The 21,709-nt window shown below is 53.1% G+C and carries 21 protein-coding genes; 9 read left to right on the forward strand and 12 right to left on the reverse strand.

Annotated elements, in window-relative coordinates; genetic code table 11:
- Positions 1-189 precede the first annotated feature (189 nt).
- The 3 genes from FRIGORI9N_RS07940 to FRIGORI9N_RS07950 are packed head-to-tail and all read left to right on the forward strand — an operon-like array spanning position 190 to position 3,018.
- Positions 190-1,212 (forward strand): fatty acid desaturase family protein, encoded by a 1,023-nt coding sequence (locus FRIGORI9N_RS07940; RefSeq protein WP_159569257.1) that lies wholly within the window; start codon positions 190-192, stop codon positions 1,210-1,212.
- A 9-nt stretch (positions 1,213-1,221) separates the two neighbouring features.
- Positions 1,222-2,076: a metal-dependent hydrolase gene (locus tag FRIGORI9N_RS07945; RefSeq protein WP_159569258.1), complete on the forward strand. Its 855-nt coding sequence runs from the start codon at positions 1,222-1,224 to the stop codon at positions 2,074-2,076.
- 21 nt (positions 2,077-2,097) lie between these two features.
- Positions 2,098-3,018 (forward strand): crotonase/enoyl-CoA hydratase family protein, encoded by a 921-nt coding sequence (locus tag FRIGORI9N_RS07950; protein ID WP_159569259.1) that lies wholly within the window; start codon positions 2,098-2,100, stop codon positions 3,016-3,018.
- A gap of 35 nt (positions 3,019-3,053) precedes the next feature.
- On the opposite strand, the gene FRIGORI9N_RS07955 is transcribed toward FRIGORI9N_RS07950, so the two are convergent.
- Both FRIGORI9N_RS07955 and FRIGORI9N_RS07960 read right to left on the reverse strand, forming a co-directional pair.
- Entirely contained in the window at positions 3,054-3,554 is a 501-nt protein-coding gene (locus FRIGORI9N_RS07955; protein WP_159569260.1) for a hypothetical protein, read from the reverse strand.
- Complete coding sequence (locus tag FRIGORI9N_RS07960) at positions 3,551-4,057, reverse strand: hypothetical protein (RefSeq protein WP_159569261.1); 507 nt, start codon at positions 4,055-4,057, stop codon at positions 3,551-3,553. Before FRIGORI9N_RS07960 ends, FRIGORI9N_RS07955 begins: the two co-directional genes overlap by 4 nt.
- Positions 4,058-4,249: 192 nt before the next feature.
- On the opposite strand from FRIGORI9N_RS07960, the gene FRIGORI9N_RS07965 reads away from it, so the two are divergent.
- Positions 4,250-4,864 (forward strand): alternative oxidase, encoded by a 615-nt coding sequence (locus FRIGORI9N_RS07965; RefSeq protein WP_159569262.1) that lies wholly within the window; start codon positions 4,250-4,252, stop codon positions 4,862-4,864.
- 2 nt (positions 4,865-4,866) lie between these two features.
- On the opposite strand, the gene FRIGORI9N_RS07970 is transcribed toward FRIGORI9N_RS07965, so the two are convergent.
- Positions 4,867-5,196: a DUF2834 domain-containing protein gene (locus FRIGORI9N_RS07970; protein WP_159569263.1), complete on the reverse strand. Its 330-nt coding sequence runs from the start codon at positions 5,194-5,196 to the stop codon at positions 4,867-4,869.
- Between the two features lie 67 nt (positions 5,197-5,263).
- On the opposite strand from FRIGORI9N_RS07970, the gene FRIGORI9N_RS07975 reads away from it, so the two are divergent.
- Positions 5,264-5,908, forward strand: a complete 645-nt coding sequence (locus FRIGORI9N_RS07975) for an MBL fold metallo-hydrolase (RefSeq protein WP_159569264.1) — start codon at positions 5,264-5,266, stop codon at positions 5,906-5,908.
- Here FRIGORI9N_RS07975 and FRIGORI9N_RS07980 read toward each other — a convergent pair.
- Positions 5,905-6,450, reverse strand: coding sequence for an NUDIX hydrolase (locus tag FRIGORI9N_RS07980; protein WP_159569266.1), 546 nt, complete (start codon positions 6,448-6,450; stop codon positions 5,905-5,907). The two genes, FRIGORI9N_RS07975 and FRIGORI9N_RS07980, sit on opposite strands and share 4 nt — an antisense overlap.
- A gap of 113 nt (positions 6,451-6,563) precedes the next feature.
- Here FRIGORI9N_RS07980 and FRIGORI9N_RS07985 point away from each other — a divergent pair, with 113 nt between their 5' ends.
- On the forward strand, positions 6,564-7,784 hold the full coding sequence (locus tag FRIGORI9N_RS07985; RefSeq protein ID WP_159569268.1) for a cation:proton antiporter: 1,221 nt from the start codon (positions 6,564-6,566) through the stop codon (positions 7,782-7,784).
- A gap of 2 nt (positions 7,785-7,786) precedes the next feature.
- Here FRIGORI9N_RS07985 and FRIGORI9N_RS07990 read toward each other — a convergent pair whose 3' ends face one another.
- The 3 genes from FRIGORI9N_RS07990 to zwf are packed head-to-tail and all read right to left on the reverse strand — an operon-like array spanning position 7,787 to position 12,802.
- Positions 7,787-8,581 carry an FRG domain-containing protein gene (locus tag FRIGORI9N_RS07990; RefSeq protein WP_159569270.1) on the reverse strand — a complete coding sequence of 265 codons (795 nt, stop codon included), beginning with the start codon at positions 8,579-8,581 and terminating at the stop codon, positions 7,787-7,789.
- Positions 8,582-8,594: 13 nt separating this feature from the next.
- A complete protein-coding gene (gene ppc, locus FRIGORI9N_RS07995) occupies positions 8,595-11,339 on the reverse strand; it encodes a phosphoenolpyruvate carboxylase (RefSeq protein ID WP_159569272.1) in 2,745 nt (914 codons plus the stop codon).
- Positions 11,336-12,802, reverse strand: coding sequence for a glucose-6-phosphate dehydrogenase (gene zwf, locus FRIGORI9N_RS08000; RefSeq protein WP_159569274.1), 1,467 nt, complete (start codon positions 12,800-12,802; stop codon positions 11,336-11,338). The genes ppc and zwf overlap by 4 nt, the downstream gene beginning before the upstream one ends.
- Before the next feature lie 107 nt (positions 12,803-12,909).
- Between zwf and edd the strand changes: the two genes are divergently transcribed.
- The 3 genes from edd to FRIGORI9N_RS08015 all read left to right on the forward strand — a co-directional run bounded on the left by edd (position 12,910) and on the right by FRIGORI9N_RS08015 (position 17,340).
- Positions 12,910-14,703 carry a phosphogluconate dehydratase gene (gene edd / locus FRIGORI9N_RS08005; protein WP_159569276.1) on the forward strand — a complete coding sequence of 598 codons (1,794 nt, stop codon included), beginning with the start codon at positions 12,910-12,912 and terminating at the stop codon, positions 14,701-14,703.
- Positions 14,704-14,717: 14 nt separating this feature from the next.
- Positions 14,718-15,377, forward strand: coding sequence for a bifunctional 4-hydroxy-2-oxoglutarate aldolase/2-dehydro-3-deoxy-phosphogluconate aldolase (locus tag FRIGORI9N_RS08010; protein WP_159569278.1), 660 nt, complete (start codon positions 14,718-14,720; stop codon positions 15,375-15,377).
- Between the two features lie 676 nt (positions 15,378-16,053).
- A complete protein-coding gene (locus FRIGORI9N_RS08015; protein ID WP_159569279.1) occupies positions 16,054-17,340 on the forward strand; it encodes an MFS transporter in 1,287 nt (428 codons plus the stop codon).
- Positions 17,341-17,395: 55 nt separating this feature from the next.
- Here FRIGORI9N_RS08015 and FRIGORI9N_RS08020 read toward each other — a convergent pair whose 3' ends face one another.
- The 5 genes from FRIGORI9N_RS08020 to FRIGORI9N_RS08040 all read right to left on the reverse strand — a co-directional run bounded on the left by FRIGORI9N_RS08020 (position 17,396) and on the right by FRIGORI9N_RS08040 (position 21,703).
- Positions 17,396-17,644: a DUF3567 family protein gene (locus FRIGORI9N_RS08020; protein WP_159569281.1), complete on the reverse strand. Its 249-nt coding sequence runs from the start codon at positions 17,642-17,644 to the stop codon at positions 17,396-17,398.
- 83 nt (positions 17,645-17,727) lie between these two features.
- Positions 17,728-18,135: a GTP-binding protein gene (locus FRIGORI9N_RS08025; RefSeq protein ID WP_159569283.1), complete on the reverse strand. Its 408-nt coding sequence runs from the start codon at positions 18,133-18,135 to the stop codon at positions 17,728-17,730.
- Positions 18,132-19,592 (reverse strand): TrkH family potassium uptake protein, encoded by a 1,461-nt coding sequence (locus tag FRIGORI9N_RS08030; protein WP_159569285.1) that lies wholly within the window; start codon positions 19,590-19,592, stop codon positions 18,132-18,134. The genes FRIGORI9N_RS08025 and FRIGORI9N_RS08030 overlap by 4 nt, the downstream gene beginning before the upstream one ends.
- A 15-nt stretch (positions 19,593-19,607) precedes the next feature.
- Positions 19,608-20,984 (reverse strand): Trk system potassium transporter TrkA, encoded by a 1,377-nt coding sequence (gene trkA / locus FRIGORI9N_RS08035; RefSeq protein ID WP_159569287.1) that lies wholly within the window; start codon positions 20,982-20,984, stop codon positions 19,608-19,610.
- Positions 20,981-21,703 (reverse strand): response regulator, encoded by a 723-nt coding sequence (locus FRIGORI9N_RS08040; protein ID WP_159569289.1) that lies wholly within the window; start codon positions 21,701-21,703, stop codon positions 20,981-20,983. Before FRIGORI9N_RS08040 ends, trkA begins: the two co-directional genes overlap by 4 nt.
- Positions 21,704-21,709 lie beyond the last annotated feature (6 nt).

Below are 21,709 nucleotides of genomic sequence, written 5' to 3' on the forward strand. Positions count from 1 at the left end.
TTGTAACAGTGTATTGAACACGCCTGAGCCATTGACATCGCACACCGTATTGAGATCTACATCTTTACATTACATTAAAATATTTTATTGACAATATTAGTAATATTACATAAATTGCTTAATATTACTTTTTTAAGTAATTTTTATAAAGATCCGATTATCAATATTTTGCAGTTGACGGGCCATGCAATGAACAACGAAGCCATTACTGATTACAGCGCAGTAACACGCAAAAAAATTAACGAGATTTTAAGCAAAGACGAAATTCGTGCTTTGACTTCACGCTCTGATTGGGCCGGGTTTTGGGCGATTGTATCAACCTGGGCGGTAATTGCCGGCAATTTTGCATTGGCGGCTTGGTCGCTTACACAAGCAGTTTGGTTGACTGCCATCGTGCTTTTGTTGTGTGTCGTTCTAATCGGGGGCCGCCAGTTGGCCTTGGCCATTGCCACGCACGAGGCAACCCACCGCACCTTGTTTGCAACACGCGCCCTGAACGATCACTTCACCGATTGGCTGTGCGCCCGGCCCGTCGGTTTGGATTTGTTCAAGTACAGGGAACATCACTTCATTCACCACCTGAAAACTGGCACCGACGAGGATGTGGATATTTCACTGATTGCCGGTTTGCCCACCACCCGAAAATCACTTGCGCGAAAACTACTGCGCGATGCGGTTGGAATAACAGGCATGAAATTCATGTTTGGTCAGTTTGTGATGTGCGCCGAATACATGAAGTGGACAGTGGCCAGCAACTACGAGTGGTTGCCAAAGCAAAGCCGGTGGTTTCATGCCAAGCGCTTTGTGATCAATTTCTTTCCCACCCTGATTACCAATTTGGCAATTGCCGCAGCGTTGATGATGTTTGGTTATGGCGAGCTGTATGTACTTTGGCTGATCGCCTATTTGACCACTTACCCAATGTTCATTCGCATTCGTGCACTGGCGGAACACGCAGCCACCCAACGCACCAACAACATGTTCGAGAACACCCGTACCACTCGCGCAGGCTGGTTGGCCAAAAGCCTGGTGGCACCTTTGAATGTGAACTACCACATTGAACACCACGCACTTGCTTCCGTGCCTTGGTACAAGCTGCCGAAACTACACAAATTGTTCTTGCAGCGCGGTGTGGTGCAGCCTGCGCCCAGCTACCTGGAAGTGTTGAGGATTGTTTCTTCAAAAAGTCAAACATCACCTAATCACGCCTGAGGTTGAGCCATGGACTACGCATTCAAACCGGTTTCTGAACACCAAAACGGCGCCACATTCCCAGTCCGTCGGATGGACTATTCCTTCGAAGGAATCAACCGGGATTTCATCAAAAACAATCCCGTGTCTTCGGCCTTGTGGATTGCGTTTCAGGCCTATTTTCCTGAAGGCGAACAGTTTTTTGTCGACTCAGTTCGTGCTTCGCAGAAGGAAATTACAGACCCGCAACTGAAGCGCGATGTAAGTGCCTTCATTGGTCAGGAAGCCATGCACGGCAAAGAGCACAAAGTGGCCAATCTTGCATTTGCAAAGGTCGGAATCAATGTGAACAAGCTGGAGAAAGCAGCGGGCTGGGTTCGCAAACAAACCAATCAAAGGCTTGGCAAAAAACTTCGGCTTGCCGTGACTGCTGCTGCAGAGCATTTCACAGGTGTGATCGCCCAGCAAATCGCGTTTCATCCCGGGTTTTTAAGCGGTGTGACCGATCCACAGATCAAACAACTGATTCTGTGGCATGCCATGGAAGAAACCGAGCACAGGGCGGTCGCATTTGATCTGTACCAGCACACCAAGGGGGATTACCTGACCAGGGCCTTGGGCATGGGAATTGTGTCGGCTGGAATTGCGCCTGTGGTCTTGGTGGACATGGTCGCTTGCTTAAGGCAAACAGGTCAGCTGAGCAAAACCAAAGCCTGGGCTGAGTTTTTGGTGGACTATTGGGGGCCAAAGGGGTTTTTCACTCAGGCTGTTCCCGAATTGATGAAATATTTTAAAGCGGACTTTCACCCCAATCAGGAAAATCCGGAAGAACTTTTGCATGCATTCCGTCGATATCTGGATATTGTCGAACCCACTTTTCATTAAAACAAAACCGCGAGAATCCACATGCTAGAACTTTCCACCTTGACCTACGAGGTCACAGGCCGAGTGGCCCGAATCACTTTGAATCGCCCATCCCGTGGAAACGGCATCACGATGGACATGCCGCAGGAACTGGCTCTATGCGTGGAAAAAGCCAATATTGACCCCAACGTGCATGTAATTGCCCTGAGTGGAAATGGCAGCGGTTTTTGTGGCGGCTACGATTTGGTTGAAAGTGCGCAGGCCGAAGGCAATTTGGGGGAGCTGAATGCCTCGCGCCCGAAAGGTTCAACACTCGACCCCATGGTGCAAATGCAAAATCACAACCCAGCCCAAACCTGGGACCCAATGCTTGACTACGCCATGATGAGTCGCAATGTGAAAGGCTTCATGAGCCTGTTTCACAGCGAGAAACCGGTGGTGTGCAAAGTGCACGGTTATTGTGTGGCCGGCGGTACCGACATGGCCTTGTGCTCCGATCTTCTGGTCATTGCCGAGGATGCGAAAATTGGTTATCCACCCGCGCGTGTGTGGGGCTGCCCCACCACGTCAATTTGGTTTCACCGCATTGGGCTGGAAAAAGCCAAGCGCTTGCTGTTCACTGGCGATTGCCTGACAGGCAAACAAGCACAAGAATGGGGTTTGGCGATAGAGTCAGCGCCCCCAGCCGAGCTAGACGCACGCTTCGAAGCCTTGGTACAACGGATCGCTTTAATGCCGGTGAACCAACTCATCATGATGAAATTGCTGTTGAATCAATCGGTGATGCAGCAAGGCCTGCACACAACGCAAATTCTGGGCACGGTGTTTGATGGAATCACCCGCCACACCAAAGAGGGCTATCAGTTTCAGCAAGACTCGATGGCCCAAGGGTTCATGCAGGCCGTGCGTCAACGAGACGAACCCTTTGGTGACTTCGGTTTGGATGGTTTTAAGAAGGGCTGATCTTCGCTTCAGAGATACAGGGACGAGGAATAGGATTACCCGCCATAGAACGACAGCACCAAAAGACTTACCCCCTCAATATCAATGAGTTGTAGACGGAAGTCGGTAAGTCCGAGTTCTTCTATCAACGATCCCAGGTGCTGTGAATCTGACAATGTTTTCAACTGAACGCCCTTCAATGCTTCAGTCACCTTGGCAACATCTGCAGGGGCAAATAACAGGGAAGGCAGAATTTTCAGAACTTGCTCTACATGCTTTACTTTTGGATCTGACCCTAGAAGTACAGTCACAGCAGCCCCGTAGTGTGCGCAGCGATAAAGCTGTAAATGGAAGCTACCGATACCATTCAAAATACCGGTGTAAGTAGTGCTTCTTTCAAGCTCTTGAAATCCACTTATATTCTTCGATTTCTTGAAATTTTGTACATCCACTCCACTGGTTGCATATGCACAATCGGAATGTGCATTGGCCCAAGCAAGCGGCTGAACAAAGGCTGAGCAAGCCACGAGGAATTTAAAAATAGTTTTGTAAATCATGACTTCTCGGGCTGGGGGATTTCTAAGTGATAGGCGGGATCTTTTGGTGGTCCGAAATACTTTGCAACTCGCTCGTCGCTTTGCACAACGTCAACAAACAACTTACGCAGAGCTGGATTAATACTGGATGGTGCAATATCAATGACGTTCAACTTTGCGGGGTCTGCAACATGGTTGGAAACCTTTGAAGGATCGAGCGCAATAATTTTTGCTTTCATCATTGAGATGATGAACTGCTTGTGCCGCTTTTTTGATTTGTACTTCGAGTATTCATCAATTACTTGGTCGCCGTACCTGCTGTAAAGCAACTTTTGATGATCTATCCCATAACGCTCAATATTCTCATACATTATTCGAGCTTGATCTGCTGGCGTGCGCGCTGTGCTGGTGATCAAAATTGAGGGTATGCCCGCTTTTTGCATAACATCGGTAAGCACCAACTTAGAGTACTCCGATACAAACTGCATGCTTTTTGCTGCATCTAGAAATTGAATTGTCGCCAAAGGTCTTCCCTTGAATTTGCATTAATAATGAAGCCTAGCAAAAACGTTTGAGGGGTGAGAAGTTGAACTTTGTTTGTGGCCGCGTTGATCGAGTCTGAATATCCACGGGGCTATCCCACTCCCCCCAACAAGCGTAGACTCATTAACAAAGTAAACGAACGTACTGTCACCGCACCACAGGGAGTCGAGCACATGGAAGCAATGCCACAAGAACCCGCACCACAGGACTTTTCAGACCGTTTCGCCAAATCACTCACCATGTTTTTTCGGTGGTTTGCAGACACATTCTTTGCAAAACGCTACGGGCACAGGGCCGTTATTCTTGAAACAGTGGCTGGGGTGCCCGGCATGGTCGCGGGCATGTGGATTCACCTCAAAAGCCTGCGGAAAATGAAAACCGGCTACGGCCCCACCATTCGAACCCTGCTGGACGAGGCGGAAAACGAACGCATGCACCTGATGATTTTCATTGAAATTGCAAAGCCAAGCGTCGGGGAGCGGCTGCTGGTGTTGTTTGCCCAGCTGGTGTTCTGGCACTTCTATTTTGTGCTGTATGTGTTCTTTCCAACAACTGCGCACCGCATGGTGGGGTATTTTGAAAATCAGGCCGTTGTTAGCTACACCGACTACCTGACTGAAATTGATGCGGGCCGAATTGAAAATATCGACGCACCGAAAATTGCGATCGAGTATTACAAATTACCTGCCGATGCAAAGCTACGTGATGTAGTGATCGCGGTGAGGAAGGACGAACAAGGCCATGCTGATGTGAACCACGACATGGCCGACCATCCACTTCTGGTGTAGTTTCAAGCGCCTGCTTTTTCCTGTTTCAACCGAATCAGCAGGTACACCGCAAACCCGGTGGCAACACCGGGCACCACGCCCAACAACAGCGCAACCCAGCCGTGGCGAATGCCTTTTACCTTGGCCTCGTACATCACCCACACGGCCAACACAGCCCAAGTGAAGAAAATATCGATCGCATAACCCGATGCGTAAGGATTCACAAATCCGCCGGCGAACGCGCCGATAATATCTGGGTTGTCGATAAACGGGGGAATACACACCATGGCAAAAGCCACAGCAAATACCACCGCCAATACGACTAACAATTTGCGATACGCCTCTGTTCCCATGAAATTTAGCCCCTCTGTCGTTTGAATTTCTCTACTATATCGTCACTCCAACCCCACTACCCGCAACATGCTTCAGTACCTCACCATCCCTGTCACGCCATTCGCGCAAAACTGTTCCATTGTGTGGTGCAGCGAAACCAACAAGGCTGCGATCATCGACCCGGGTGGTGATCTTGAAAAACTCGCCAAGGCAATCGCGGACCGCGATCTGGACCTGCAAGCCATTTGGCTAACCCACGCGCACATAGACCATGCGGGTGGGGTAGCCGAACTGGCAGAACAATTGAACCTACCCATAATCGGCCCACATGAAGGTGACCAGTTCTGGATTGACCGCTTGGCCGACCAAAGCCGAATGTTCAACTTCCCGTTAAGCAAGCCTTTCACACCCAACCGCTGGCTGACTGATGGCGACTCCGTTCAAGTTGGCAATTGCACCCTGAATGTTCGCCACTGCCCCGGCCACACGCCGGGCCATGTTGTGTTTTACTCTGAGGAGGCCAAACGTGCTTTTGTAGGTGATGTTTTATTCGTGGGTAGCATGGGCCGCACCGACTTTCCGGGTGGCGACCATGAAACACTGATCGACAGCATCCGCAACCGCCTGTGGCCCATGGGCAACGACACGGTGTTTATTCCCGGCCATGGCCCGGAAGGCAGCTTTGGTCAGGAACGGCGAAGCAACCCGTACGTGCGCGACCTTCAGTTTTAAACGCTTTGTGCCACCCAAAACGCCCCAATAATCGTTTTCACATCACTCACTTCACCCGCCTTGATTTGTCGCATCAACTCAGCTGGCTCAACCAACACCACATCCAGAAACTCGTTGTGATCGAGTTGGCGTTCTTGAAGGGTTAAACCCCGTGCCACATACAGCTCAATTTTTTCGGTGGAATAAGAAATCACCGGGTGAATGGTGGTGATGTGCTCAAGCGTTTGCGCCACATAGCCGGTTTCTTCAAGCAGTTCACGGTGGGCTGTGGCAACGGGGTCTTCACCGGGATCAATTTTGCCTGCCGGGAACTCCAGAAACACACGATGCAGGGGGTAGCGAAACTGCCTTTCCATCACAAAACGACCATCGTCCAGTATGGGAATAATGGCCACGGCACCAGGGTGTACCGTGTATTCGCGCACCGATTCCTCACCGTTGGGCAGGCGAACCCTGTCCTGGTTCACTTTCATCAAATGGCCGTCAAACACCCGTGTGCTGGTGATGCAGGTTTCCTCAAGGTGTTTTTCAGTGATAGGCATATTCACGATGCTCAATGGAACAAACGCTACATTTGATCACATTCACATCTTGGTGTTAACCCTAGGCCCGCTGGTGGTATAAACTCAATCGCCATCCTTTTGTAAATTTCCCCATGTCGCTGTTATCAAGCTTGCTATTGCTCATTGTGGTTGCCCGCTTGTTTGGCCGCCTTTTTGCGCGCTACAACCAACCTGAGCTGATCGGTGAAATATTGGCAGGCGTGCTACTGGGGCCCGCCATTTTGGGCTTGATCGAACCCAACAAAGCCTTGGCAGGTGTTACCGAATTGGCCGTGTTTCTGATTATTCTGAACGCCGGGCTTGAAATGCGCTTCTCCGACATTGTGGGCGCCATGAAAGGCCGCGGCCTGATGCTGGCCGTCATCAGCTTTTTCATTCCCTTCGGTGGTGGTGTATTGGTGGCTGCGGCTTTCGGGCAAGACATCATGCGCATGATCTTTTTGGGCCTGTGCATCTCGATCACCGCGCTGCCCGTGGCTGTGAAGTTGATGGACAGCCTTGGCATTTTGCACACACCCATTGCCAGGTTTTCATTGGCCACCGCGGTGGTCAACGACGTGGCTGCCCTGTTCATTCTGGGCATTGTGTTGAACCTGCCCGAAACGCTCACCCTGGGTGACGCCAGCGTGGCCGTGGGCATTGCGACCTTAAAACTAATGGCCATGGGCATGGTCGTGGTGGGGCTGAACCAGTTACTGAACTGGCTCGAAAAACGCAATGTGAATGTCCAGGCCTTGCCAGAATCGATGATCAAAGTATTTGGTCCCGAAGCCTTGTTTGGTATCGTGATTGTGTTTGTGCTTGTGTTTGGCACCATCAGTGAAGCCTTGGGCTTTCACTTCGTGATTGGTGCATTTTTTGGTGCGCTGTTTCTCGACAAAAAACACTTCATTGCTTCCCGCTACAAAGACTTGCAAGGCACCTTGGGGTCGATCACCAACGGCTTTCTCGCACCCATATTTTTCGCTTATCTGGGACTTGAATTGCAATTGGTCAGCCTGACCGAATGGGAATTTCCCCTGATTGTCATCGTGGTGTCGATTGTCACCAAGCTATTCGCAGGCTGGCTGGGCGGCCTGATGGTGGGCATGGATCACCGGGAATCACTGGGCTTGGGTACAGTGCTCAATGGCCGCGGCGTGATGGAACTGGTTGTGGCTGGCATTGCCTACCAAAACGGCTTTATTGGCCCCACCATGTTCTCAACTTTGGTGTTGATGGGCATTGTGACCACCTTCCTCACGCCAATCTTCTTCAAGCAGGTGTACCGGGGCAACAAGCTTGAAGCATACCGACAGACGAGTCGTACGTAGGTTCAGTGGCCTTTGGTCGAAGCCATGACATGCCCCGGCCAGGTAATTTCAAGCTCGTAGGAAATGGATCGCGACAAGCCATCCAGGTCTGGAAACAATGTGGCGTGGGTGATGTTCATTCGGTACAGCGCCAACATCGCTTCTTTTCGAATACTGGTCGGCAAAATAAATTTTCGGATCATGGCCGGACCGGTTTCATATTGCTGAATAATTTCGTCGATCGGTTTGTCGAGCACACCAGGCACCACAAAAGTTCCTGATTGCGCCACCAAGCGCCTGTCCATTTGATCGGGCTCGCCCACCCACATCATGTCGTTGGTATTCGATGCAAAGTAACGCTCGAAATTCCCTTCAATGCGGGGGTCGATCATGTCGCGGTGCAAGGTTGCGTTGTTAATGGGCGAGGCCATCCACAAGCGCGGCGTGTCCAGCGCAAACACGGCTGAATTTTTTACTGCCCTTTCCAGTGCAAAAAAAGCGGCCACAAAAGGCGACTTGGTGAAGTCGAGCATGCGCGTGGGTGCGCCATGGTGTTGCATCAATGCAAGGCAGCGAATGTCATCGTCGAGCACGCTGGCATCGGGCAAGTAGTTGTGTGCTTTGCGCCTGAAAATTCGAAAAGCACGTTCTTCACGCAAGCGCCAGGTCGATTTATCGGGCACATAATTTTGAAGGTATCGCGACAGCGAACTTAACAAAGGCCAGTCCGCATCTTGCAGGCCACGAAATGCCCAGCCATCGCATTCCGAAGTCAGCGCAACAAACTCGTTCCAGTCGGCAATGTGTATGGTTTCCACAATTCACTCCCTGCTAGCCACTGTTTCTCAAGCCTGTGGCAATGCCGTTGATCGACAAATGCACACCCCGCGCCACGCGTTCGTCGGCCTCACCTTGCCGGTGCCTGCGCAACAACTCCACCTGCACATGGTTCAACGGGTCAACATAAGGAAAACGCGCCTCGATGGAACGTTTAAGTAATGGGTTGTCGGCCAGCAATTCCTGCTGCCCGGTCAACCACAGCAGCCCTTCCACAGCACGCGCATGCTCGGCAGCAATGCTGCCAAATATTTTCTCGCGCAGCGCAACGTCTTCCACCATGGCAGCATAACGCGATGCAATTGCCATGTCGGCTTTGGCCAGCACCATGTTCAAGGTGGACAGCATGGTGTTGAAAAACGGCCATTGCTTGGCCATGGTTTGCAAGTCCGCTTGTTCACTGTCGGAAAGCGATTTGCGCAGCATAGCCACTGCCGTGCCAAAACCATACCAGCCCGGCAACATCACACGGCTTTGTGCCCAACTGAACACCCAGGGAATGGCGCGTAAGTCTTCAATGGTCCAATCGGCTTTGCGTGAAGCAGGGCGGCTGCCGATGTTCAAACTCGCAATTTCCGAAATGACCGTGGATTGTTTGAAGTACGCCAGAAAACCGTCGGTGTTGTACACCAAATCGCGATAGGCGTTGAATGCATGGTCTGACAACTGCGCCATCAATTCAAGGTACTTGGCAGGCACTTCGCGCGTCAGTTCCGTGTGCTCAGACACCATCAGGTTTGCAGACACAAGTACCTCAAGGTTTCGCCTGCCCAGCGATTCAATTCCATACTTGGCAGCAATGACTTCACCTTGCTCAGTCAAGCGAATGCGCCCTTCCACCGCACCGGGCGGTTGACCCAAAATGGCGTGGTAACTGGAACCACCACCACGACCCACCGAGCCGCCACGGCCATGGAACAGGCGAATTTTTATGCCATACTTTGCAAACACATCGACCAAACCGATTTCAGCCTGGTACAGACTCCAGCCTGATGTCACAAACCCGCCGTCTTTGTTGCTGTCGGAATAGCCCAGCATCACTTCCTGCACATGCCCGCGTGACGCCACCAAGGCACGGTATTCAGGAATGCTGAACAAGCGGTTCATGATGTCGGGCGCTGCTTGCAAATCACCAATGGTTTCAAACAGCGGCACCACATTCACGGCAATGTCGCCCTTGGCCACATTCAGCAAATGGGCTTCTTTGAGCAACACGGCCAGTTCAAGCAAATCACTGACCGATGCTGTTTTGGAAATAATGCAGTTTTGAATGGCCGAGTGGCCCAGTATTTGATGCGCCAGTTTGGCCTTGCGGAAAATGGCCATTTCAGAATGGGTGCGTTCGCCGTATTGAAGTGAATCGCTGAACAACAAACGGGGTGTGCGCAGTTCAGCGCACAGCAATTCAATGCGTTCGGCTTCGCTGCAAGCCAGGTAATCAATTTGCCCCAGGCTTGATTGCCTGAACAAATCGCCCACCACTTCTTCAAACACATCGCTGTTTTGCCGTAGGTCCAGGGCCATCAGCGAGAAGCCAAATACTTTCACTTTGCGTGCCAACAGGGCCAAACGCCCCTCGGCAATGCGTTGCATGCCGTTGTCACTCAAGGCCTTGTACATCACATTCAAATCGGTCAGTAAATCGCCCGGCGAGCCATAGGCCGTGGCCACGTCATGGCCCTGTTGGCTTTGCTCAAACAAAGCCTGCAGGCGATTGCGAATGGCCACACAGGCGCGCCGCAAGGTTTCATCCTGGCGGTGTGCAGAGTCCTCGCCCGAGGTTTTGGCCAATGCCGTTAGTGGCGGATTGGGTTTCAAGAAGTAATCGGTCACGCTGAATTCGCGAATCAGGCAATTCACCTCGGCAAGGTAATGCTCCAGTACCTTGCGGCTTTGAATTTTCAGCGTGGTGTCCAGCACCTGCGCAGTTACAAATGGGTTGCCATCGCGATCCCCGCCAATCCACGAACCCACAGTGAGCACCTTGCCCAGCGGGTCTTCATTCACTGGCAAAAAATTGTCGGTGCTGGGCAAATCCAACAGGCTTTGCAAACGCCTGTACACCTGCGGCACTTGGGCAAAAAAAGTGGAATCAAAATAGGCCAGCGAATTGTTCACTTCATCAATCACGCTGAGCTTGTTTCGGCGAAGCAAGCGGGTTTGAAACAGGCGCTGCACTGCGGCTTTCAGTTCATCTCGCCAGGCATTGGTTTCTTCCAGCGTCAGGCGGATTTCATCCCGATGGCGAATCAGCGCAATAATGCTTTGCTGCGCGTCCAGCACACTTTTGCGTTGCACCTCGGTGGGGTGTGCGGTCAACACGGGCACCGATTCGGTTTGCTTTAACCGCGCCAGCACCGCATCGCGATTCACGCCAACCCGGTCCAGCTCGGCCATGGTGTAATCCAGGCTGGCCTCGCGTGCGGGTACACCTGCAAGTTCATGCTCGCGGTTGCGGCGAATCAAATGGCAGTCTTCGGCAATGTTGCTCAACATTGAGAAAATCGAAAAGGAGCGTATCAGTGAAATGGTCTCGTCCTGAGTCAACGCCTCAAGGCGAGCCTCCAGTTTGGCGCGCGCCGCCTTGTCATCAAACCGGCGGTACTGCACCGACAACTGCCGCACTTCCTCAATGGCTGCAAACACAGGCAAACCCTGTTGCTCAGCAATGATTTCTCCAAGCAACGCGCCCAGCAGGCGAATGTCTTCCCGCAACTGGGAATCCTTGTCTTCGATCACAAGCCGTCCTCCGACCACAATGCACCAGCCCGCAAAGCCATGGCTGTGGCCGATGAAGGGCCATAAGTACCGCTGGTGTAAGGCACTGGTTCCATGCCATGGCTTTTCAAGTCATTCAATATACGGTCTACAAATTGCCACTGGGTTTGTACTTCATCGCGGCGTAAAAACAAGCCCAGGCGGCCACGAAGAATGTCGGTGATCAAACGCTCATAAGCGTCACGCACCGGAATGCGCCAGGTATTGAAAAAATCCAGATCCAGCGAAACAGGTTTCAACCGTTCCCGCTCGCCCGGTGTTTTTGCAAGCAACTTCAATTCAAGTTTGTCTTCGGGTTGCAGGTGGATCACCAACTGGTTGCCCACCCACTGCCCGCCCACCGGCTCGAACAAAGGCTTGGGCACATCGCGAAACTGAATCACGATTTCTGCAAACCGGCGCGGCATGCGTTTGCCCGTGCGCACCAAAAAAGGCACGCCAGCCCAGCGCCAGGTTTGCACTTCAGTGCGAAACGACACATAGGTTTCCGTGGTGGAATTGGCTGCCACACCCTTTTCATTGCGGTACTTGGGCACGGGCTGCCCCTTCACATAACCTTCACCATACTGGCCCACCACAATTTCGGGAACGCCCGTAATTTGGGGCACCTTGAGTGAACGCAGCACCTTCAGTTTTTCATCGCGCAGCGAATTGGCCTCCAGGCTAACCGGGGGTTCCATGGCCACAATCGCCAGCAACTGCAAAATATGGCTTTGAACCATGTCACGCAGCGCACCGGCATGCTCGTAAAAACCGGCGCGGTCTTCCACTCCCAAATCTTCAGCCACCGTAATTTGCACATAGGCCACATGTTCGCGGGTCAGCAGTGGTTCAAAAATACGGTTGCCCAAACGCAGGGCCAACATGTTCTGCACCGCTTGTTTGCCCAGGTAATGGTCAATGCGGTACACCTGCGATTCGTCCAGTTTTGCGGCCACCGCTTCTTCAATCAAGGCGGATTCTTTGGCGTTGAAACCCAATGGTTTTTCCAGCACAAGGCGCAACTTTTCCGGATCGCGCACTGTAGGAATACAATTGATCAAATCAATGAAACGGGAAGAAGGCAGGGCTGCGTAATGCACCACGGGTTCCGGGCTACCCGCCACGGCATTCGCCATGGCCCCGCACGATTCAGGCGTGCCCAACACCACCTGCAAGGTGTGCAGGTAGGGCAACAAGGCGGGGATGGATTCGCGGGCAGCCTCATCGCCCGCAGATTTCAAAAATGCATCCACTTGGGCCAATGCCTCTGTGGGTGTCAGCGCTTCGCGTTGTGCAAATATGATTCTGGAGTCGTTTGAAAAATAGCCAGACTTGGCCAGATGTGCCAGTGCAGGAATGATTTTGCGCTTGGCCAGATCGCCCCCCGCACCGTGCAGCACAAAGGTGAACGCGCCAACGGGCAAGGGAGAATTGTCAGTCATTTTAATATCCGTTCGTGTCGATCAAGTCGATTACATTAATTGATAATTTTTTGTAATTATGTTACAAACAACACTAGTCCACAAGCAATCTTATCAAGGTCTGTGCAATGGCAACACAACTACATCCCGCACTGCTTGCGCTTCGCGAACGCATTGAACTGCGCTCCAAGGGCACGCGCGCTGCGTACTTAAACAGCCTGCCACAGGGCCCGCAAAACCGCACAGCTGTGGGCTGCGCCAACCTGGCCCACACCACAGCCATTTACCCAAGCACCACCAAGCGTGTTATTTCATTACACAAGTCACCGCACTTGGGTATTGTGACTGCATACAATGACATGTTGTCGGCTCACCAGCCATTTGCGGTTTACCCTGAATTGATTGCCCAACATGCACGCGCACTGGGCGCCACCACCCAGGTTGCAGGCGGCACACCGGCCATGTGCGACGGTGTCACGCAAGGCCGTGAAGGCATGGAATTGTCCCTGTTCTCGCGCGACGTAATCGCCTTGTCCGCTTGTGTGGGTTTGTCGCACGATGTGTTCGACGGTGCCATTTTGCTGGGCGTGTGCGACAAAATTGCGCCTGGCTTGTTGATTGGCGCTTTGGGCTTTGGGCACCTGCCCTTTGTGTTCATTCCGGCAGGCCCCATGGAAACCGGTTTGTCCAATTCGGAGAAAGCCAAAACACGCCAACTGGCTGCACAGGGCAAAGCCTCCCGCGAAACCTTGTTGCAGTCTGAAGAAAAGGCTTACCACAGCCCTGGTACCTGCACATTTTACGGCACAGCCAATTCCAACCAGTTAATGCTTGATTTTATGGGGCTGCAGTTTCCCGGGGGAGCGTTTGAATTGCCCAGCAGCCCACAACGCCAAGCCCTGATCGGTGAAAGCGTGCGTGCCCTTGAAAGCGCCACACGCAACCCAGCCTTGAAACTGGGTACGCTGGTGGATTCACGTTGCCTGATGAATGCGTTGGTCGGTTTGATGGCCTCTGGCGGCTCAACCAACCACACCATTCACTGGGTCAGCGTTGCCCGCGCAGCGGGTTACCTGATCGACTGGACCGACATGGAAACCATTTCCAGCGTCACCCCGCTGCTCACCCGCGTGTACCCCAACGGCACCGAGGATGTGAACGCGTTTCAAGCCGCAGGCGGCACCGCAGGCTTGTTGGCCACATTGATTGACGGCGGTTTTGTAGACGGCGACGCACCCACTGTGTGGGGCACCACCATGGCCAACACAGTGGCCGAAGTGCTACCCACTGCGGAGGTGTTTTCAACGCGCAAACCGGGTGACTCGCGCAATACAGAAGTACTGCGCCCGCACACCGACGCCTTCCAGCCCGACGGCGGTATTCGCCTGATGAAAGGCAACCTGGGCCGTGGTGTTTGCAAAGTATCGGCGGTAAAAAAAGAACACCGGTTTGTTGAAGCGCCCTGCCGTGTATTCACTGACCAACATCAAGTGATCGACGCTTTCAACAAGGGTGAATTTACCGAACCTGTTGTGGTGGTGCTGGCCCACCAAGGCCCGCGCGCCAACGGCATGCCCGAGCTGCACAAACTCACGCCCATTCTGGGCATTGTGCAAGATCAAGGTCTGCCAGTGGCGTTGGTTACCGATGGCCGCATGAGCGGTGCCTCGGGCAAGGTGTTGTCCGCCATTCATGTGTGCCCCGAGGCCAAAGCCGATGGGCCCATTGCGCGGCTTCGCGATGGCGATGTGGTGCGTGTGGATGCCAACAAAGGTGAGTTGTACACCACAGCCGACCTCAGCACCCGCAAACCCATGGCCGAGCCGGCACAGGCCGTTAGCCTCGGGCGCGGCTACTTTCAGGTGTGGCGCAATACGGTGAGCAGTGCCGAAGAAGGCGCAAGCAATCTGTTTCCCCAATGAATCAAGGAAAACCCATGAACACCCCGGACACCCGTTTGGAACGAACAAAAAACTGGCTGCGCCAAGGCGTGTTGCCTGTGGTGGTTATTGCTGATTTAAAGCAGGGCCTTGAAATTGCGGAAGGGCTTTGTGCCGGTGGCATTACCCAAATTGAAATCACACTGCGCACCCCGGTGGCACTGCAAGCCTTGGGCGAAATTGCCAAGCGCTTCCCGGAAATGAATTTGTCAGCGGGCACGGTATTAACGCCTGCGCAATTTGACCAAAGCGCCGACCTTGGGGCCACGCTCTTCATTTCACCGGGCCTTACCGAAACGCTGGCTGACCATGCACTGAAGAACGGCTACGCCTGGGTGCCCGGTGCGGCCACCGCTTCTGAAATAATGCGTGGGCTTGAGTTGGGGTTCGAGTTGCTCAAGTTTTTCCCGGCCATGGCGGCGGGCGGGCCCAAAGCACTGGCTGGAATTACCGCCCCATTGGCCGCAGCACGCATTGTGCCCACGGGCGGAGTCACGCTGGAAAATCTCCCGCAGTGGCGCGAAATCAAGGCGGTGCAAGCAGTGGGCGGTACCTGGCTGACGACAGGGCTTGATGGCGTGAACAATGTGGCCAAGGTGGTTGAGCAGCGTGCAGCGCTAGCGATGGCGGCATGGAACAACACCGTGCTGGTTTAAATAACCCAGCTGTTTTATTTGGCCCAATCGACTTGGGTTTAGCTTTCTCGACTGCACGTTAACTGCCCACTCGGCGCGAATTTCAATCTCTCGCCTGAAAACCTGTACTTCCCTTTTTGAGATTCACCCTGACTCACCTCGCTCGGCAAAAAGGCGGGCCGAGTCTCGGTGCCGGCCAATGGCCGACCGTGGCGGGTGAATTCAAACGGGCAGGTTTTCTTGAAGGCGAGGCGATCGAAACACCGCCGCCGATTGGGCTGTGAACCCAGCGGTGAGTTGCGCGGTGGTGGAGAGACGCTGACGCCGGTGACTTAGAGCTGAATTTGCAAGTGGTCGCACGATGACCGGTCAGAAAACTTGCCGGCTTGGCGCGCCGAGACAAACGATCGCGCCTTTGCGCGAAAGCCAAGACCCGACCGTTACTTTTGGAGGGCTTGGCTTAGTGCAGGCTCAAGCTGACAAGACGATATGCCAAGTTTTCGGGCAGCGGTGACCCTTCAAGTTCAGATCAAAAGTCACCAGTGACATGCGACACAAGTAACGTAACCCACGCCGAATTGGCAAGAAACCGAAGCTGTGACCCTTCAAGTTCAGCTTCAGCCTCCTCGGGTTACACCCAAGTGGCACAAATCCACCCCCATGCGACACTGCATGCAGTATTCACAAGAACAACACCATGTCACCCAATCACCTTTCCCCGCCCCCCTTGCGGATGTCGTTCATCATCTGGGGCTTGGCCGCCGCGTTTTACCTGTTTGGTTTTTTCCAGCGCGTTACCCCTGGCGTACTCACTGAAGAACTCAGTTCAACGTTTGACCTAAGCCGCGCCGCCTTGGGCAATTTGTCGGCATTCTATTTCTACTTCTATGCAGCCATGCAAATACCGGTGGGTCTGCTGGTTGACCGCATCGGCCCACGCAAAATTCTCACTGTGGGCTGCATTCTGGGTGGGTTGGGTGCACTGATGTTCGGCTTTGCGCCTACATTGGGCTGGGCGGCGGTAGGCCGTGGTTTGGTGGGTGGTGCCGTGGCTGTTGCATGGGTTTCCATGCTGATGCTGGTGGCGCAATGGTTTTCACCTTCGCGCTTTGCCAGCATGTCGGGCGTTAGCCTGGCTGTGGGCACCATGGGCGCAGTGTTGGCCGGTGTTCCGTTACGCGCCCTTTCCGATTTGTTCGGCTGGCGGGTGGTGATGGGTGCCAGTGGCCTGATCGCAGCGTTACTGGGCGTGCTCATCTGGATTTATGTGCGCGACATGCCTTCATACCGCGGCTACAAAAATCATGTCGCCAAGCGGCCCGAGAATGAAGTGACGCTGCCCCTGCTCACTGCATTGGGCCACACGCTGCGTTTTCCGGCAGTGTGGCTGATCTTCTGGATACCCAGTGGGGTGTGCGGAGCCATTCTCACATTCACGGGTTTGTGGGGCGTTCCTTACCTCACCACCTGGCATGGGCTCAGCGTCAAAGAAGCTTCGCTGATTATCACCGGCATGCTGATCGCCTTTGCTGCAGGCAGCCTGTTTTTTGGTGCGTTTTCCGACAAGTTAAAACAACGCAAACTGCCATATTTTCTCGGTGCTGTCCTGTCAATTGGCGGCTTCATCATTTTGGGTTTGAAACCCGATCTACCCATTGCGGTGGTCTCTGCACTGCTATGGGCGACCGCCTTTGGTGGTGGGTCCATGGTGCTTAGCTTTGGCTATGTGAAAGAATCTGTGCCACACCATTTGGGTGCCACTGCCGTGGGTATTGTGAACTTGGGGGTAATGGTTGGCCCGCTGGTGCAGCAACCGGTGCTGGGTGCCATTCTTGACCATTATGCGGCTACAGAAAACATCACTGGGGCCTATTCAAAAGCCGGGATGACTGTGTGCATATTGGTGTTGGCAGCCTGGGTTGCTACCTCGATTGTCAGTTTGATGTTGAGCAAAGAAACTCACGCCAAGCCGCGGTTTGCATAGGGAGAATTCGATTTAAAGCCCCTGCCAAATTGACAGAGGCTTTGAAAGGGATGAATTAGTGCAGAGTCACTGGATGCTGCATCCAGGGCTTGTAGCTTTCAATAAAAGCTTCGATGTCGTCGATATCGGGTTCTTGGGCGGCAAGGTATTTCACCTCTTTGCGGAATTTTTCAGCCGCATCGCCCTGCAAAAACAGTTCTCGCTGATTGTTCTTGTCCACGATTTCAATGCCAAGGCTGGGTTGCCCCTCGCTCATGACCAAATCCACCACGCAGTAAAAGGGGCTATCAATCATCATTAACATCGCAAACCTCCAAATAATACTTTCAGGTTGAATATGGTGATCTATCTAGCAATTTCAAGGCCACGCCTTGGGCGTCTAACCCCTTACGCAACTTCCTCCACTAATGTGATATCGGCAAACCAATCCGTCCATTGAGGCTCGTTTAATAACTTTAACACTTGTTCCGGGTGGCTTTGGCTTTCCAGTTCCATTAACAATACATTGGGTTGGTTCAATCTTAAGGTGCGAGCAAGGTGAGTTGTCAGTACCAGTTTGGAGGAACAACACAAACAACCGGGGCTTAAACGCAGCACGTGGATACCACGCGCCTTGCGCTCGGCATCGAGTTGAAACAATTCAGCCTGCGCTTCGACGCAAGCCACTGAAAAAATTTCCGTACTGGCCATCAGGGTGATTTTGCCGGCACCCGCCTGCTCAAGGAGTAACTGTTCAATTCGAGTGGCGCGCTGTACAGGATTGCGGCCAGACACGAGGAAAACATGCGTTTTCATTTGCGCCAAAAGGCTGGCGTGAACAGCACCAGAATAGTGAACATTTCCAGGCGCCCCAGCAACATGGCAAAAGAGCAAAGCCAGGTTTGAAAATTTCCAAGTGCGGCGTAATTATCGGCAGGTCCGAAATTGCCCAGCGCTGGCCCCAGGTTATTGATCATCGCAATGGCTGTGGTCAGTGCAGACGTGGGATCAATACCAGTGAAGATAAACATCATGGCGATGGTGATCACACTCATGCCATACATCAGCATGAAGGCCAGCACACCGAAAATAACCTGCGAGCTGACAGCGGAACCACGAACGCGCACCGGGTTAATGGCACGAGGGTGAAGAATGCGCGACAACTCGCCAATGGCATGCTTGAACAAAATGACAGCGCGCAGCATTTTAATGCCACCACCTGTAGAGCCTGCCGCGGTGGCAAACATGCTGAGGAAAATCATCAGCAAAGGTGCGAATAAAGGCCATTGACCATAGTCTGTATTTGCATAACCCGTGGTGGTGGCCACAGACACGGTGTTGAATAATGCGTAACGAAATGCCTCACTGAAAGTGGTGTACTCCTGATGCGCCAACAAATACACCGTGATCAGCGAAACAGCACCCGCCATCAGCATGAAAAACCATTTGGCTTCCGGGCAATTCACATAAGGGCGAAACGATTTGCCACGCCAAGCCAAAAAATGAATCGAGAAATTCACTGCCGCAATCATCATGAACACCACTGCAACCATCTCAATTGCTGCGGAATCAAAGTAGGCGTAGCTCGCGTCGTGCGATGAAAATCCCGACAAGGACACAGTAGTACCGGTGTGCAAAAACGCGTCCAGCCAGTCCATGCCTGCCAGCTTGTAACTGATGGCACAGGCCACAGACAACATGAAATACACCATGTACAAAGACTTGGCAGTTTCTGTAATTCGGGGAGTGAGTTTGTTGTCTTTCATGGGCCCGGGTGTTTCGGCCTTGAACACCTGCGAGCCACCCACACCCAGCAAGGGCAAAATGGCCACCGCCAACACCAGAATACCCATGCCACCCATCCACGAGAGCAGGTGTCGCCAAATGTTGATACTGGCGGGCATGTCGTCAAGACCACTCAGCACAGTCGCGCCGGTCGTAGTTAGCGCAGACACCATTTCAAAGTAGGCATCCGCGACACTAAGGTCTTCAAAAAACAGCACCATGGGAATGGTGGCAAAGGCAGGCAAGCCGGACCACACGGTTGACACCAACAGAAAACCATCGCGGGGTTGAAGCTCTCGCCGAAAACGACGGGTCAGCACGTGCGCGGTGACACCAATGCCAAAAGTGACTAAAAAACCTGTGGCAAATGCATGTACGGTGGGTTCGCCTGTGAAAAAAGCGTAAGTGAGCGGCACCAAAAATGCCACCGAGAACAAGGCCACCGCAAAGCCCAATACGCCCAGCACCGGAAAAAGCGAGTTCCTCATGCTGCAAGTACCACTTTAGATAAACCCCACGCCGACCTGGAACAGCTTTTCCACTTGCGGCACCAGTTTGCGGTTTTCTACGAATGTAATGATGTGGTCTTCGGCTTCAATCACCGTGTCATGGTGCGCCATGATCACTTGGTCGCCACGCACAATGGCGCCAATCACAGCACCCTTGGGCATGTCGATTTTTTCAATGGCACGGCCCACCACTTTCGAGGACTTGGAATCCCCATGTGCAATGGATTCAATTGCCTCGGCCACACCACGGCGCAAACGGTGAACGGCCACCACGTCGCCCCGGCGAATGTGCTTGAGCAATTCACTGAGTGTGGCGTTTGATGGGGCCAACGCAATGTCGATTTGCCCGCCCTGCACCAGCTCGGCATACACCTTGCGCTGAATCAGGGCGATCACCCGGCGCGCACCCATGCGTTTGGCCAACAAAGACGACATGATGTTGTTTTCATCGTCGTTGGTCAGTGCAATGAACGTGTCCACGTCCTGCACATTTTCTTCGGCCAGCAAATCTTCGTCGGTTGCGTCGCCATACAACACCAAGGTTCGTGAACCCAGCTGGTTGGCCAGGTCTTCGCAGCGCTTGCGATCGGCGTCAATCACCTTGACCTGATAGTTTTCTTCAAGGCTGCGGGCCAGTCGCAAACCAATGTTGCCGCCACCGGCAATCATCACCTTGGTCACTGGTTTTGACATGCGCCGCAATTCCGACATCACGGTACGCACATGCTCTGTAGCCGACAGGCAAAACACCTCGTCGCCAGGCTGAATGGTGGTATAGCCTTCTACCGCAACGGGTTGATTCTCGCGAAACAAGGCCACAATGCGCACATCGACTTTGGGCAAATGTTTGCGCAGGTCTTCGATGGGGTGAGACACCAAAGGCCCGCCTGCGTAAGCGCGCACGGAAACCAGCGTCACTTTGCCATCGGCAAAATCAAGCACTTGCAAGGCATCGGGAAATTCGATCAGCCGTTCAATGTGTTCTGTCACACTTTGCTCGGGGCAAATCACATGGTCGACATTGAAACCTTCATCGCCTTGCAAATTCGCCTGTTCCATCATTTCTGGCGAACGCACACGCGCAATTCGGCGCGGCACATTGAACATAAGTGCAGCCATGCGGCAGGCGACCAAATTGGTTTCGTCACTGCGCGTGACCGCCACCAGCATATCTGCGTCTTCAGCACCGGCCTGCTTCAACACACGCGGCAAAGCGCCGTTACCAGCAATGGTTCGTAAGTCGTAGCGGTCTTGAAGATCGGCCAACACCCTGGGGTCTGGATCGATCAGGGTGATGTCGTTGTGTTCGGACACCAGGCTTTCGGCAAGGCTCGCGCCCACACGCCCGGCGCCGACGATGATGATTTTCATGCGATATTTTTGCGCGCAGTGCGGCCTACTTCCACGCCCAGCTGCTTGAGTTTGCGATACAAATGCGTGCGTTCAATACCAGTGCGCTCGGCCAAACGCGTCATGCTGCCATTCTCCAGGCGCAAATGGTACTCAAAATAAATGCGTTCAAATGAATCGCGGGCATCGCGCAATTGCGCATCCAGATCAAGCGTAGACAATTCGGCCAAAGCCTGCCCCAAAGGACTGGAATCGGGCGTGGACGAGGCACCACCCACTGCCGACACCGCCGCACCGCCTGCATTGTTTGACACACCGCCCACACCGTTGGCTTTGGGCTGCGATTGCATCAACGCACGGGCTGATTGCACCATTTTTCCGCGGGCCAAACCTTTTTCAACGGCACCCAACAGCTTTTGCAATGAAATGGGTTTTTCCAGAAAATCGAGTGCGCCGATCCGAGTGGCTTCAACCGCAGTATCGATTGTGGCGTGGCCACTCATCATGATCACGGGCATGGTCAACAAGCCCTTCACCGACCATTCTTTCAGCAGGGTCACACCATCGGTGTCGGGCATCCAGATATCGAGCAACACCAAATCGGGTTGCTCTTGGTCCCGAAGTGCGCGTGCCTGGCCTGCGTTTTCCGCAAGCAGCACAGCATGCCCTTCGTCACCGAGAATTTCGGACAAAAGTTCTCGAATTCCAATTTCGTCATCAACAACGAGAATGGTCGCCATGGTTAG

This window comes from Limnobacter sp. 130, from assembly GCF_902506325.1.
Taxonomy (GTDB): Bacteria; Pseudomonadota; Gammaproteobacteria; order Burkholderiales; family Burkholderiaceae_B; genus Limnobacter.